The organism is Variovorax sp. GW821-FHT09D07, assembly GCF_059416345.1.
Genome location: NZ_JBWKOY010000004.1, coordinates 206226 through 219710, shown reverse-complemented (window position 1 = coordinate 219710; position 13485 = coordinate 206226). Strand labels below are relative to the sequence as shown.

Here is a 13485-nt window from a genome sequence, read left to right as displayed (position 1 = left end):
GTCTCTTCTTACTGAAGCATCGCGGGCGCCGGCGCCAGGCAGCGCTGCACGAAGGCCGAGAGCGCGCCCACGTCGGGAATCTGCACCTCGCGCCGGCCCTTGGTCGCAAAGCCGATGACCTTGTCGCGCGCCAGCCGCGAGAGCGCGCGGCTCACGCTTTCGAGCGTCATGCCCAGGTAGTTGCCGATCTCGGCGCGCGTCATGCGCAGCGTGATCTCGTCGGTGCGCATGCCGCGGTCGGCCAGCGACTCGGCCCAGTAGCGCAGGAAGTCGGCCACGCGCGCGTCGGCCGGCAAGGTGCACACCGACATCAGCGAATCGCGGTCGTGCGCGATCTCGCGGCTCATCGCGGCGTGCAGCATCTGCAGCAGCGCGGGGTGCGTGGTGCAGGCGGCCAACAGCGATTCGTAGGGCACGACCCAGACCTCGCCCGTGTCCATCGCCACCGCGTCGCACACGTAGCGCTGGCCCGCGATGCCGTCGAAGCCGAGCCAGTCGCCGCGGAATTTCAGGCCCACCACCTGCTCGCGGCCGTCGGCCGAGAGGTTCACGATCTTGAAGAAACCCGAGTTCAGGATGTAGAGGTTGCCGAAGCGTTCGCCGGCCTGGTAGATCACGTCGCCCGTGTGCACCATGCGGCGCTGCGGTTGCAGCTGCTCGGCCAGCAGGCGCAGGCGCTCGGCCGTGCGGCGGCCCGCGTCTTCCTTCTGCACCGTCGGAAGGGGCCGAAGCGGGAGGATGGGGTTGGGGCGGGCACTCGTGAGCATGGGGATTCCTCGGCGTTCAGTCTGTCTTGTGTGGCGTTGCCTGCGATCAGGCGATGTCTCGATGCTAGGAAGCGCGAGGCCCCGCAGTGACAACGGCCCGCATCGGTGCGTAACGTCGGGTGAATGCTCTGTGTCCGGCGTGTAACAGCGGCGCGCTCCTTGATGTGCGTCAAGGCGAGCGCGGCCCGGGTGGCTAGCCTCCGCGAGACACATGTCGAACCTTGCCATGCACCCTTCCACCGCTGCACTGTCGCCCCAGAGAGAGGCCAGCCTGCTGGGCCGCGCCCGGCTGCTCCAGCGCGCCGCGCTCGACGGCGCCGCGCCGCCGCGGCTGCTGCGCGGCAAGAACCTCGGCCTGCTCAGCGAGACCGGCGACAGCGCCGCGCTCGCCCTGCTGCGCCAAGCCGCCGAGGAACTGGGCGCGCAGGTCGCGACCATGCGCTCCAGCCTGTCGACCGACACGCCGGTGCAGGAGCTGCAGCACACGGCGCGCATGCTCGGCCGGCTCTACGACGCCGTCGCCTGCGAGGGCATCGATGCCGCGCTGGTGCGCCAGATCGGCCAGCACGCGGGCATTCCGGTGCACGACGGCGCCGCGGCCGACAGCCATCCCACGGCCGCGCTCGTGGGCCTGCTCGGCGAGCGCACGGCGGCGGCGGACAACCGGCGGTTCGTGCTGCAGGCGTTGCTGATCGAGAGCATCGCCTGACCTGATCGCGAAGGTAGCGCTTCAGCCGCACCAGTCGGCGATGCGGTGGCTCAGGTCCATCCACAGCGCCTGCAGTGCCACCGCCGCCAGCAACACCCCCGCCAGCCGCGCGCCCCAGGCCTGGCGCGTACCGCTGTCGCCCCACCCGCGCAGGCGTTGCCACAGCCACGGCGCGGCGAGCAACGACACGCTGCTGCCGAGCGCGAACAGCGCCATCGTCGATGCACCTTGGAGCGGCCCGTTGCCCAGCGCGGCCAGCATGAGCGCCGAATAGAGCAGGCCGCAGGGCATCGCGACCCACAGCGTGCCCGTGGCCAGCACGCCCAACAGCGAGCCGCCGGCCATGGGCCGCAGGCGCGCTTCGAGTGCGCGCCCGGCGCGCTGCGCCCACAGCGGCTGGCGGCCCGCGATGGCGAGCACCACGCCCCAGGCGAGCACGAACACATGCAGCATCACCCACAGCGGACGCCAGGCCGCGACCTGCGCGCTGGCCGCGCCCAGGCCGTGCAGGCTCGCGGCGGCGATGGCGCCGGCGGCTGCGTAGCTCGCCATGCGGCCGAGATGGAAGGCGACCGGTGCGCCGGGATGCACGGCCTGCGCGGGCCTGCCCACCGGCACGATGCGGATCACCGCGGTCGACACCGCGCCGCACATCGCCACGCAGTGCGGCCCGCCCGCGAGCCCCATCAGCAATGCGGCGCCGGCGAGTGCGGGTGAGTCCATCTTCCTAAACCACGCGCGAAAAGCGCGTGCGCGTCGCAGCGCAGTAGCGGTCGAACACCATCGCCACGGCGCGCACGAGGAACCAGCCGGCTTCCGTGACTTCGATGGCGCGCGGAGACAGACGCACCAGCCCCTGCTCGGCCATCGGCACCAGCGCGGCGCGCTCGGGGGCGAAGTAATCCGCAAAGGCGATGCCGTGCGCGGCTTCGACCGCGTCGAAGTCCACGCGCCCTCGGCACATCAGCGCCATGATGACCTCGCGGCGCAGCACATCGTCGTCCGACAGCGCGAGCCCCTTGACCACGGGCAGGCGGCCTTGGTCGAGCAGCGCGTAGTAGTCCTCCAGCGTCTTCGCGTTCTGGCTGTAGGTCGCGCCCACGCGACCGATGGCCGACACGCCGAGTGCGACGAGGTCGCCGTCGGGCTGCGTGCTGTAGCCCTGGAAGTCGCGGTGCAGCCGGCCTTCGCGTTTGGCCACGGCCAGCGGATCGTCGGGCAGCGCGAAGTGGTCCATGCCGATGTAGACGTAGCCGGCCTCGCTGAGCGCGGCAATCGCGCGCCCGAGCATGCGCACGCGCGTGGGCGCATCGGGCAGCTCGTCGGCCGCGATGCGCCGCTGCGGCTTGAAGCGCTCCGGCAGGTGGGCGTAGGCATACAGCGCGATGCGGTCGGGCCGCAGTTCGCGGATCTGCGCGAGCGTGCGCTCGAACGAGGCGTCGTTCTGGCGCGGCAGGCCGTAGATCAAATCGACGTTGATCGATTTGAAACCCAGCGCGCGCGCCGCGTCCATGAGCGCGAAGACCTGCGCCGCCGGCTGGATGCGGTGCACGGCTTCTTGCACGGCGGGGTCGAAGTCCTGCACGCCGAAGCTCAGGCGGTTGAAGCCGAGCGCGGCCAGCGCCGCGAGGCGCTTCGCGTCGACGGTGCGCGGATCGATCTCGATCGACTGCTCGCCACCCGGCACGAAGGCGAACGCGCGGTGCAGCAGGGCCACCAGTTCGCCCAGTTCCTCATCGTCGAGAAAGGTCGGCGTGCCGCCGCCCAGGTGCAGCTGGCCGACGGGCGCACCGGGCCCGAACTGTGCGACCTGCAGCGCCACTTCGCGCGCCAGGTAGTCGAGGTACTGCCGCCCGCGTTCGCGGTGCTTGGTGACGACCTTGTTGCAGGCGCAGTAGTAGCACAACGATTCGCAGAACGGGATGTGCACATACAGCGACAGCGGTTCGCCGACCGTGTCCGCATCACGCCGCAGCTGCAGCGCCTGCGCATAGTCGTCGGCGCCGAAGGTCTCGACGAAGCGGTCGGCGGTGGGGTACGAGGTGTAGCGCGGGCCGGGCACGTCGAAGCGGCGCAGCAGCTCGACGGGCAGCACGGACGGGGTCTCGGGAACGCAGGCCAGGGGCAGGCTCATGAAGCAGTTTCTTTCTCGGACGGCAGCGCCAGCAGCGTGGTGCACGCGCTCGAGGCCGCCGCCATCAGCCAGAACACGAAGAAGGACACGGTGTAGATGCCCTGGCGCGACATGCGCAGCGCATCGGCGCCGCAGTACGAATGGATCGGGTCGATCATGGCGAACACCAGCACCTCCATGCCGCAGGCCACGAGGAACGACGGCCACAGGATGCCGGCGATGCGGCGCATGGCACTCATGGGGCCGCCCTCTTAGGCACCGGCACATCGTCCTCCGGCGTCGCCGCGTGGTTGCGCCCGGCCTGCGCCGGCATGCGCTTCTTGTCGGCCAGCGTGCGGTTGATCTCGATGCCTTCGCGGTAGTAGTCCTCCGACACCAGCACCTCGGGCGTGCGCAGCGCCAACCACACGGTCGCGATGCTGGCCAGCACCACGGCGGCGGGCCCCGCGATCACCAACCAGACCAGCGGGTAACGCCACCAGGGGCCGGAGGTCGCGGGCGCGTTCATCGGCAGGGCATCGTTCATGGAAAGACCTTTCAGCGCGGCACCAGGAAGACCGCTTTTTCGGAAACCTGCGCCGCTCCATCCGCCTGCCGGACGTCGAAGTGCACCGTGTGCGAACCGGCCGGCGCGGCGCCATAAGGCACCTGCAGCCGCACCGCCACCCAGCGCGCCTGTGCGGGCTCGACCTCGATGGCCTCGTCGGGCGAGGCCACGCTCAGCCCGTCGATGCCGCGCGCGGCGATGCGGTAGTGCTGCGTGCGCTCGGTCGCATTCATGATCTGCAGCCGGTAGACGTTCTCCAGCCGCCCGCCCTCGACGATGCGCGCCAGCGAGGCGCGGTCGCGCACCACGTCGACCTTCAGCGGCGTGCGCGCGACCAGGCTGGCGAGCAGGCCCGCCACCAGCAGCGCGAGCAACGCGGTGTAGACCAGCACGCGCGGGCGCAGCACACGGCGCCACAGCTGGCGGCGCGACCAGCCGGCCTCCATGCCGTTCTGCGTGTCGTAGCGGATGAGGCGCGGCGCGTAGCCCATCTTGTCCATCACGCTGTCGCAGGCGTCCACGCACAGGCCGCAGCCGATGCACTCGTACTGCAGGCCCTGGCGGATGTCGATGCCGGTGGGGCACACCTGCACGCACAGGCTGCAGTCGATGCAGTCGCCCAAGGCGGCGCTGCGCGGGTCGACGTTCTTGCGGCGCGGCGCGCGCGGCTCGCCGCGCTGCGGGTCGTAGCTGACGATGAGCGTGTCGCGGTCGAACATCGCGCTCTGGAAGCGCGCGTAGGGGCACATGTACTTGCACACCTGCTCGCGCATGAAGCCGGCGTTGCCGTAGGTGGCAAAGCCGTAGAAGAACACCCAGAACACCTCCCACGAGCCCATCTGCGTCTGCAGGAAGGCCATGCCCAGCTCGCGGATGGGCGTGAAGTAGCCCACGAAGGTGAAGCCGGTCCACAGCGCGATGCCGATCCAGACGAGGTGCTTGAAGGCCTTCTTCACCAGCTTCTCGAGCGAGAACGCGCCGGCATCGAGCCGGATGCGCGCGCTGCGGTTGCCTTCGATGCGCTGCTCCACCCACAGGAACATCTCGGTGTAGACGGTCTGCGGGCAGGCATAGCCGCACCACAGGCGGCCGGCCACGGCCGTGAAGAGGAAGAGGGAGAGCGCGCTGATCACCAGCAGGCCCGACAGGTAGATCAGGTCCTGCGGGTACAGCACCAGCCCGAAGATGTAGAAGCGCCGCGCGGCCAGATCGAACAGCACCATCTGCCGCTCGCCCCACTCCACCCAGGGCATGCCGTAGAACACCAGCTGCGTGAGAAAGACCATGGCCCAGCGCCAGCGCGCGAACAGGCCCTGCACGCTGCGCGGGTAGATCTTCTTCGTCGCCTCGTACAGGCCGACCTCCGGCGCGGCGGCGGGCGGCGCACTGACGATCGGGATGACCGTCTTTCGCGTCATGGGGTCCCGGTCGCAGGGTTGGACATGCCCCACACGTAGGAGGCCAGCAGCTTGATCTGCGCCTCGGTCAGGCGGCCTTCCTGCGCGGGCATGGCGCTGTGCTTGCCCTCGTTGATGATCTGCACGATGGCGGCCTCGCCGTAGCCGTGCAGCCAGATGCGGTCGTTCAGGCGCGGGGCGCCCAGCGCCGGGTTGCCCACGCCGCCGATGCCGTGGCAGGCCGCGCAGGCGGCGAACTTGGGCTTGCCCAGGCCGGCGCGCAGCGAGTCGTGCGGCTCGCCCGACAGGCTCAGCACGTAGTGGGCGACGTTCTTCACGTCGTCGGGCGTGCCGACCATCGCGGCGGCCGGCGGCATGGTGCCGATGCGGCCCTTGGTGATCGACTCGACGATCTTGTCGGGCGTGCCGCCGTGCAGCCAGTCGGCGTCGGTGAGGTTGGGAAAGCCCTTGCTGCCGCGCGCGTCGGAGCCGTGGCACTGCGCGCAGTTGTTCATGAACAGGCGCTCGCCGATGGCGCGGGCCTGCGGGTCGCGCGCGGCTTCTTCGATGGGCATGGGTGCGTAGCGCGCGTACACCGGTTCCAGCGCCTGCGTGGCCTTGGCCACGTCCTGCTGGTACTCGGCGCGCGAGCTCCAGTCGTTCGTGCCGGCGAAGCTGCCCAGGCCCGGGAACACGGCCAGGTAGCCGAGCGAGAAGACGATGGTCAGCACGAACAGGCCCACCCACCACAGCGGCAGCGGGTTGTTGGCTTCGCGCAGGTCTTCGTCCCACACGTGGCCGGTGGTGTTGTCGGCGTCGGAGGGCACGCGCTTGCGCGCCGTGAGCCACAGGAGCAGCACGCAGCCCAGGATGCTCAGCAGCGAGGCCACGGCCACGTAGCTGGACCAGAAGTTACTAATGAAGTCGCTCATCGTGGGGCTCCCTTCAGTCCTGCTCGAACGGCAACCGGGCCGCTTCGGCGAAGCGCTGCGTGTTGCGGCGCGAACAGGCCCAGGCCACGATGCCGATGAAGACGACGAAGCAGGCGATGGTGGCGGCGATGCGCAGGGTGGTGATGTCGGTCATGGGGCGTTGCCTGTTCTTTCTTCTTACTTGAGCGCCAGGCCCAGCGACTGCAGGTAGGCCACGGTGGCGTCCATGTCGGTCTTGCCGGCGACCTCGTCGGCGGCCTTGGCAATCTCTTCGTCGGTGTAGGGCACGCCCACCGTGCGCAGCGCGCGCATGCGGGTGGCGATGCTGCCGGCGTCGACCAGCCCCTTCTCCAGCCACGGGTAGGCCGGCATGTTCGACTCGGGCACGAGGTCGCGCGGGTTGTTCAGGTGGATGCGGTGCCACTCGTCGCTGTACTTGCCGCCCACGCGGTGCAGGTCGGGGCCGGTGCGCTTGCTGCCCCATTGGAAGGGGTGGTCGTACACGAACTCGCCGGCCACCGAGTAGTGGCCGTAGCGCAGCGTCTCCGAGCGGAAGGGGCGGATCATCTGCGAGTGGCAGTTGTAGCAACCCTCGCGCAGGTAGACGTCGCGGCCCGCCAGCTGCAGCGGCGTGAGCGGCTTCACGCCCTCCACGGCCTCGGTGGTCGACTTCTGGAAGAACAGCGGCACGATCTCCACGAGGCCGCCGATGGCCACCACCAGCAGGATCAGCACGATCATCAGCAGGTTGTTGGTCTCGACCTTCTCGTGCGTGAAGCCGGTGGCGGCGGGCGCGGAGTTCTTGTTGTCTGGTGCGTTCATCGTGCGTCCTCAGTGGCTTCAGGCGTGGGCGGCGGCAACGGCCGGGATCTCGGCGCGCACCGAGCGCCCGGTGATCACGGTCATCCAGACGTTCCAGGCCATGACCAGCATGCCGCCCAGGTAGAGCACGCCGCCGATCACGCGCACCAGGTAGTAGGGGAAGGTGGCCTTCACGCTTTCGACGAAGGTGTAGGTCAGCGTGCCGTCGGCATTGATCTCGCGCCACATGAGGCCCTGCATCACGCCGGCGATCCACATCGCGGCGATGTACAGCACGATGCCGATGGTGGCCATCCAGAAGTGCACGTCGATGGCGCGCACGCTGTACATGGCGAGGCGGCCGTACATGCGCGGGATCAGGTAGTACAGCGACCCCATGGTGATGAAGCCCACCCAGCCCAGCGCGCCGGAGTGCACGTGGCCCACGGTCCAATCGGTGTAGTGGCTCAGGGCGTTGACGGTCTTGATGGACATCATCGGGCCCTCGAAGGTCGACATGCCGTAGAACGACAGCGCGACGATCAGGAAGCGCAGGATCGGGTCGGTGCGCAGCTTGTGCCAGGCGCCCGAGAGCGTCATCACGCCGTTGATCATGCCGCCCCAGCTGGGCGCCAGCAGGATCAGCGAGAACACCATGCCCAGCGACTGCGTCCAGTCGGGCAGCGCGGTGTAGTGCAGGTGGTGCGGGCCGGCCCACATGTAGGTGAAGATCAGCGCCCAGAAGTGCACGATCGACAGCCGGTACGAGTACACCGGGCGCCCCGCCTGCTTGGGGATGTAGTAGTACATCATTCCCAGGAAGCCGGCCGTGAGGAAGAAGCCCACGGCGTTGTGGCCGTACCACCACTGCACCATGGCGTCCTGCACGCCGGCGTAGGCCGAGTAGCTCTTCATCCAGCCGGCCGGAATGGCCGCGCTGTTGACGATGTGCAGCAGCGCCACCGCGATGATGAAGGCGCCGTAGAACCAGTTGGCCACGTAGATGTGGCGCACCTTGCGCAGCCCGATGGTGCCGAAGAACACGATGGCATAGGCCACCCAGACCACGGCGATCAGGATGTCGATGGGCCACTCGAGCTCGGCGTATTCCTTGCCGCTGGTGTAGCCCAGCGGCAGGCTGATGGCGGCGGCGACGATCACCAGCTGCCAGCCCCAGAACACGAACGAGGCCAGCGCCGGTGCGAACAGCCGCACCTGGCAGGTGCGCTGCACGACGTGGAAGCTCGTGGCCATGAGCGCGCAGCCGCCGAAGGCGAAGATCACCGCGTTGGTGTGCAGCGGACGCAGGCGGCCGTAGCTGAGCCAGGGAATGCCGAGGTTGAGTTCGGGCCAGGTCAGCTGCGAGGCGATGATCACGCCGACCAGCATGCCGACCACCCCCCAGACCACCGACATGAGTGCGAACTGCCGCACGACGGTGTCGTCGTAGATGGCCGCGGGAGGGTGCGTGGTCTGCTGCATCGTGGTGCCCGTAGATGTGGTTTGCGGGCAGTGTCTGCCCGCATCGCCCGGGCAGGCTTGATGCAGATCAAGCCCGCTCCGTTCTCCACTGCGGCTTGTATCGACGGCGGCACACGAGCTCGAACGATGCCGAAGGCCGCGGAGCGGGCCGTGCCAGAACACCCGCGGAACTGGCTATGCCAGGCCGCAGGGTGTGCCCCCTGCAAGGGGGTTGGCGAAGCGACACGAAGTGCGCGTAGCCTGGGGGTTAGTCATTCTTCAGGATGCGGTCGCCTTCGACCTCGATGTCCTCGAACTGGCCGCGTTCGATGGCCCACCAGAGCCCGCCCAGAATCGCGAGCACCAGCACCACCGACAGCGGCACGAGCAGGAACAGAACGTCCATCTCAGGCCACCGCCGCTTTCCCCGGCGCGGCCAGGCGCGCCGCGTTGAGCACCACCAGCAGCGAACTCGCCGCCATGCCCAGCCCAGCGAGCCACGGCGGCAGCCAGCCGGCCACGGCCAGCGGCACGCACACGGCGTTGTAGGCCGCGGCCCAGAACAGGTTCTGGCGCACCACGCGCAGCGTGCGGCGCGCCTGCGCCACCGCGGCGGGAATGGCCTGCAGTGCGTCGCCCAGCACCACGAAGTCGGAGCGTGCACGCGACAGCGGCACGGCGTGGCCGAAGGCGAACGAGGCGTTGGCGCGCGCCAGGCTGGGGCCGTCGTTCAGGCCGTCGCCGACCATCGCCACCTCGCGCCCGGCCGCCTGCAGCTGCCACAGCACCTCGAGCTTGTCTTCGGGTGCGCAGTCGCCCTGCACCGCCGCGATGCCGGCCTGCGCGCCGATGGCACGCGCCGCGTTCTCGCGGTCGCCCGACAACAGGCGCACCGACAAGCCTTGCGCCTGCAGCGCCGCCACAGCCTGCGTGGCGTCGGGGCGCAGCTCCTCGGCGAGAACGAAGCTGGCGAGCCAGCCCTCGTCGTCGCTCAGGTGGATCTGCGCCGCGTCGACCTGCAGCGGCGGCACCTCGCAGAAGGCCGCCGAGCCCAGTCGCACGGGGCGCGCACCGTGGTCGTCCACCGCATCGCGCCGGTGGAGCGAGGCTGCCACGCCCTGCCCCACCGTCTCGCGCAGCTGCGTCGCCGACCAGGCCGGCGGCGCGCGGAACTGCGCCTGCCAGGCGTTCACGAGCGCGCGCGCGGCCGGGTGCAGCGACAGCGCCGCGAGCGCCGCGCCGATCTCCAGCGCATCGCCCGGGCGCAGGCCCTGGCGGCAGTACACGCGTTCCAGGCGCGGCGTGTCGCCCGTGAGCGTGCCGGTCTTGTCGAACACCACGGTGTCGACGCCGGCCAATGCCTCGAGCGCCTGCAGGTTCGATGTGAGAACGCCGCCGCGCGCCAGGGCACCCGCGCTCGCGAGCATCGCGGCCGGCGTGGCCAGCGACAGCGCGCACGGGCAGGTGACGATCAACACCGCCACCGCGACCATCAGCGCCTTGCCGGGATCGACCGCCCACCACAGCGCGCCCGCGCCGAACGCGCAGGCCAGCACCGCGATGAGGAAGGGCCGCGCCACGCGGTCGGCCAGACGGGCCAGGCGCGGCTTGTCGAGCGCGGCGTTTTCCATGAGCCGCACGATCTGCGCGAAGCGCGTGCCCTCGCCCACCGACGCGATGCGCACCTGCACCACGGCCGAGAGGTTGTGGCTGCCCGCGAGCACGCGGTCGCCACAGGGGCGCGGCACGGGGCGCGACTCGCCGGTGAGCAGCGCCTCGTCGGCGGTGGTGTCGCCGTCGATCACCGTGCCGTCGGCCGGGAAGGCCTCGCCGGGGCGCACGCGCACCACGTCGCCCGCGCCGAGCCGGCGCACCGCCACGCGCGTCCATTCGCCGTCGGCCCCGAGGCGCTCCACGCTGTCGGGCAACCGGTGCATCAGCGCCTCGAGCGCGCCGGCCGTGCGGTCGCGCAGCCGCGCCTCGAGCCAGCGGCCGGTGAGCAGGAAGAAGACGAACATCGTCAGCGAGTCGAAGTAGACCTCGTGCCCCAGCGGCCCCGTGGGGTCGAAGGTGGCGGCGGTGCTCACCACGAAGGTGATGACCACGCCGAAGGTCACGGGCAGGTCCATGCCGATACGGCCGATGCGCAGGTCGCGCCAGGCGCTGCGAAAGAAGGGCCCGCACGAGAACAGCACCACGGGCAGGCTGAGCACCCACGAGGCCCAGCGCAGCAGCTGCGCCGCATCGGCCGTCATGTCGCCGGGGCGCGCGACGTAGGCCGGGTAGGCGTACATCATCACCTGCATCATGCAAAAGCCCGCGACCAGCCAGCGCCACAGCGCCATGCGCAGCTCGCGCGTGCGCGTCTCGCGCGCGCTGCGGCTGCCGGCCGGCAGCAAGGGGTAGCCCGCGCGCGCGCTGGCCTCGAACCAGCGCGAAGGCCGTGTGGCCGTGGCCGACCACACGACGCGCGCGCGCCGGCTCGCGGCATTCACCTGCACCTCGGCCACGCCGGGCACCTGCGCCAGCGCGGCCTCGACGGTGAAGGCGCAGCCCGCGCAGTGCATGCCCTCGACCGCCACCTGCGATTCCCAGCGGCCTGTGCCGGCCTCCAGCGGTCGGCCGAACGCGGCCCACTCGGCGGGGTCGTCGAGCAGCTGCCAGGCGTCGGCGCGGGCGTCACTCCCGGCGGACGATGGAACGGACGGAAACGGCGCGAGCGCGGCGGAAGCTTGCATCGGGGCAGGCTAAATGCCGGGCCGATGCAAGCGTTTGATCTGCATCAAGGTTCGTCGCGGCGGCCGGGGCCGCGCAGGACCGTCAGTCAGTCAAGCGGGCGTCTTCGCGAGCTCCACCGGCGGCGTGCCGGCCTTGAACATGCTCGCCAGCTGCTTGCGCAGTTCGGGCGTGTCGGTGTGGCCGTGAACGGCCACGGCGTGCTGGACGGCGGCATCGAGCAGTTCGCCTTCGGAATCGGCGCAGAGCGCGACACTGCAGTTCATCGTGCTTGGGTACTCGCGGCAGTCGATGTATTGGCGGGACATGGCGCCTCCTTTGTCCTTACGGACGTGCTTCGAAGATCAGGTTGAAGGGCGTTTCGCTGGCGCGGCGGAAGTGCGAGAAGCCGCCCTGCGAGACGACGTCGCGCAGGCGCGCTTCACCGGCCTGCGCCCCCAGGCACAGGCCCACTTCCTGCGAACGCGAGGCCGGCGTGCAGATGAAGCTGGAGGCCGAATAGAACACGCGCCCCACCGGGTTGATGTTGTCCTCCAGCCGGTCGTTGGCAAAGGGCTCGACGATCATCCACGTGCCCTGCGGCTTGAGGGTGCGCCGCACGTGCGCCGCCGCGCCGACGGGGTCGCCCATGTCGTGCAGGCAATCGAAGACGGCCACGAGGTCGTAGTCTTCGCCGGGGAAATCCTTGGCGCTGGCGACCTCGAAGCGCAGACGCTTTTCATCGTCGACACCGGCCTTGCGCGCGGTTTCGCGCGCACGCTCGATCGACGGTGCGTGGTAGTCGAAGCCGACGAAGCTGGATTGGGGATAGGCCTGCGCCATCAGCAGCGTCGAGGCGCCGTGCCCGCAGCCCACGTCGGCCACGCGCGCGCCGCGTTTCAGCAGCGGCTCGATGCCTTCGAGCGCCGGAATCCACTGGCTCACCAGGTTGGCCGCGTAGCCGGGCCGGAAGAAGCGCTCGGTGCCATGGAACAGGGCCACGTCGTGCTCGTGCCACCCGATGCCCAGGCCCGTGCGCATGGCCTGGACCATCTTGGGAATGATCTTGAACTGCGCCACGGCGATCTGGAACGCGCCGGGCACGAAGGCCGGGCTGCCTTCCTCGGCCAGCGCGAAGGCCTGTTCCTCGGTCAGCGAGAACAGCTCGCCTTTCGGGTCGTACTCGACGTAGCCGCTGGCGGCCTGGGCCGAGAGCCATTCGCGCAGGTAGCGCGGGTCGGTCTCGGTGCGGCGGGCGAGCTGCTCCGCGGTGGCGGGGCCTTCGGCCAGCGCCTTGTACAGGCCGAGCTGGTCGCCGACGACGATGGTCGCCGCGTGCATCACGGCCCCGATGTCGTGGACGAAGTTACCCATGAACGCGTTAAGCCGTGTTTCGTCGATGGCCATGTGTATCCCCTTCGTCGACAAGCGACTGGCGCGCCCGCTGCCTGCCTATACTGAATTCGAGGCAAAGGGCCTGCGAGCATCCTGTCTCTCGATGCGTGCGGGCGCCATACGCAGCAATGCGTATGCACCGTGAAAGGGCATGCCATGACGCACCTGTCGCGCAACGATTGGGCGAGCGCACTTCGCCTGCTGGACAAACTGGAGTCCGGCCATGTGCCCGTGCGGCATCGCAGCGCCGACGCGCATCCCACGCGCACCACCCGCCGCATCGCCAAGGCGCCGGGCCGGCGCGAATTGCGCCGCGCCGCGCAGCAGGCCGACTACTGCCGGCGCGTGGGGCTGGAGCATGCGATGGCGGTGGCCTTCCTGTACCGGCTGGCCTGTCGCGCGCCGGCGCCGCTGCCCGATGCGCAGCCCGCCGGCCTCACACCGCGCGAGGGCGATGTCATGCACTGGCTCTCGCAAGGCAAGACCGACGCCGAGATCGCCGCCCTGCTGACGATCAGCCCGCGCACCGTGCACAAGCACCTGGAGCATGTCTACGTGAAGCTGGGCGTGGAGACGCGCACGGCCGCCGTGATGCGCGCGCTCGCCATGGGCCGACCTGTCTGAAGA

16 protein-coding genes are annotated in these 13485 nt (G+C 70.0%); 2 read left to right on the top strand and 14 right to left on the bottom strand.

What is annotated here, in order from left to right; translation table 11 throughout:
- Window positions 1-8 precede the first annotated feature (8 nt).
- A complete protein-coding gene (locus tag AC07OX_RS16695) occupies window positions 9-767 on the bottom strand; it encodes a Crp/Fnr family transcriptional regulator (protein ID WP_235926378.1) in 759 nt (252 codons plus the stop codon).
- A 226-nt stretch (window positions 768-993) separates the two neighbouring features.
- On the opposite strand from AC07OX_RS16695, the gene AC07OX_RS16690 reads away from it, so the two are divergent.
- Entirely contained in the window at window positions 994-1476 is a 483-nt protein-coding gene (locus AC07OX_RS16690) for a Rossmann-fold NAD(P)-binding domain-containing protein (protein WP_495261143.1), read from the top strand.
- A gap of 21 nt (window positions 1477-1497) precedes the next feature.
- Here the strand turns inward: AC07OX_RS16690 and AC07OX_RS16685 are convergent, their stop codons facing one another.
- The 13 genes from AC07OX_RS16685 to AC07OX_RS16625 form a co-directional block, all read right to left on the bottom strand.
- Window positions 1498-2199, bottom strand: coding sequence for a sulfite exporter TauE/SafE family protein (locus AC07OX_RS16685; protein ID WP_495261144.1), 702 nt, complete (start codon window positions 2197-2199; stop codon window positions 1498-1500).
- Window positions 2200-2203: 4 nt separating this feature from the next.
- The gene (hemN, locus tag AC07OX_RS16680) at window positions 2204-3610 is read right to left on the bottom strand and encodes an oxygen-independent coproporphyrinogen III oxidase (RefSeq protein WP_495261145.1); all 1407 of its coding nucleotides are present in this window, start codon (window positions 3608-3610) and stop codon (window positions 2204-2206) included.
- Complete coding sequence (locus AC07OX_RS16675) at window positions 3607-3849, bottom strand: hypothetical protein (RefSeq protein ID WP_062481687.1); 243 nt, start codon at window positions 3847-3849, stop codon at window positions 3607-3609. The genes hemN and AC07OX_RS16675 overlap by 4 nt, the downstream gene beginning before the upstream one ends.
- The gene (locus AC07OX_RS16670) at window positions 3846-4136 is read right to left on the bottom strand and encodes a FixH family protein (protein ID WP_159273073.1); all 291 of its coding nucleotides are present in this window, start codon (window positions 4134-4136) and stop codon (window positions 3846-3848) included. Before AC07OX_RS16670 ends, AC07OX_RS16675 begins: the two co-directional genes overlap by 4 nt.
- An 11-nt stretch (window positions 4137-4147) precedes the next feature.
- Complete coding sequence (gene ccoG, locus AC07OX_RS16665) at window positions 4148-5575, bottom strand: cytochrome c oxidase accessory protein CcoG (RefSeq protein WP_495261146.1); 1428 nt, start codon at window positions 5573-5575, stop codon at window positions 4148-4150.
- Window positions 5572-6486 (bottom strand): cytochrome-c oxidase, cbb3-type subunit III, encoded by a 915-nt coding sequence (gene ccoP, locus AC07OX_RS16660; RefSeq protein WP_495261147.1) that lies wholly within the window; start codon window positions 6484-6486, stop codon window positions 5572-5574. The genes ccoG and ccoP overlap by 4 nt, the downstream gene beginning before the upstream one ends.
- Before the next feature lie 13 nt (window positions 6487-6499).
- Complete coding sequence (locus AC07OX_RS16655) at window positions 6500-6640, bottom strand: cbb3-type cytochrome oxidase subunit 3 (RefSeq protein ID WP_062481697.1); 141 nt, start codon at window positions 6638-6640, stop codon at window positions 6500-6502.
- A 23-nt stretch (window positions 6641-6663) separates the two neighbouring features.
- Window positions 6664-7308, bottom strand: a complete 645-nt coding sequence (gene ccoO / locus AC07OX_RS16650; RefSeq protein WP_070062091.1) for a cytochrome-c oxidase, cbb3-type subunit II — start codon at window positions 7306-7308, stop codon at window positions 6664-6666.
- Window positions 7309-7326: 18 nt separating this feature from the next.
- On the bottom strand, window positions 7327-8769 hold the full coding sequence (gene ccoN / locus AC07OX_RS16645; protein WP_095746592.1) for a cytochrome-c oxidase, cbb3-type subunit I: 1443 nt from the start codon (window positions 8767-8769) through the stop codon (window positions 7327-7329).
- A 247-nt stretch (window positions 8770-9016) separates the two neighbouring features.
- On the bottom strand, window positions 9017-9154 hold the full coding sequence (gene ccoS / locus AC07OX_RS16640; protein ID WP_095948759.1) for a cbb3-type cytochrome oxidase assembly protein CcoS: 138 nt from the start codon (window positions 9152-9154) through the stop codon (window positions 9017-9019).
- 1 nt (window position 9155) lies between these two features.
- Window positions 9156-11486 (bottom strand): heavy metal translocating P-type ATPase, encoded by a 2331-nt coding sequence (locus tag AC07OX_RS16635; protein ID WP_495261148.1) that lies wholly within the window; start codon window positions 11484-11486, stop codon window positions 9156-9158.
- A gap of 90 nt (window positions 11487-11576) precedes the next feature.
- Window positions 11577-11792 (bottom strand): DUF1059 domain-containing protein, encoded by a 216-nt coding sequence (locus tag AC07OX_RS16630; RefSeq protein WP_070062088.1) that lies wholly within the window; start codon window positions 11790-11792, stop codon window positions 11577-11579.
- A 16-nt stretch (window positions 11793-11808) separates the two neighbouring features.
- Window positions 11809-12870: a class I SAM-dependent methyltransferase gene (locus AC07OX_RS16625; RefSeq protein WP_095746594.1), complete on the bottom strand. Its 1062-nt coding sequence runs from the start codon at window positions 12868-12870 to the stop codon at window positions 11809-11811.
- A gap of 144 nt (window positions 12871-13014) precedes the next feature.
- Here AC07OX_RS16625 and AC07OX_RS16620 point away from each other — a divergent pair, with 144 nt between their 5' ends.
- Entirely contained in the window at window positions 13015-13482 is a 468-nt protein-coding gene (locus AC07OX_RS16620) for a helix-turn-helix transcriptional regulator (RefSeq protein ID WP_495261149.1), read from the top strand.
- The last annotated feature ends 3 nt before the right edge of the window (window positions 13483-13485 follow it).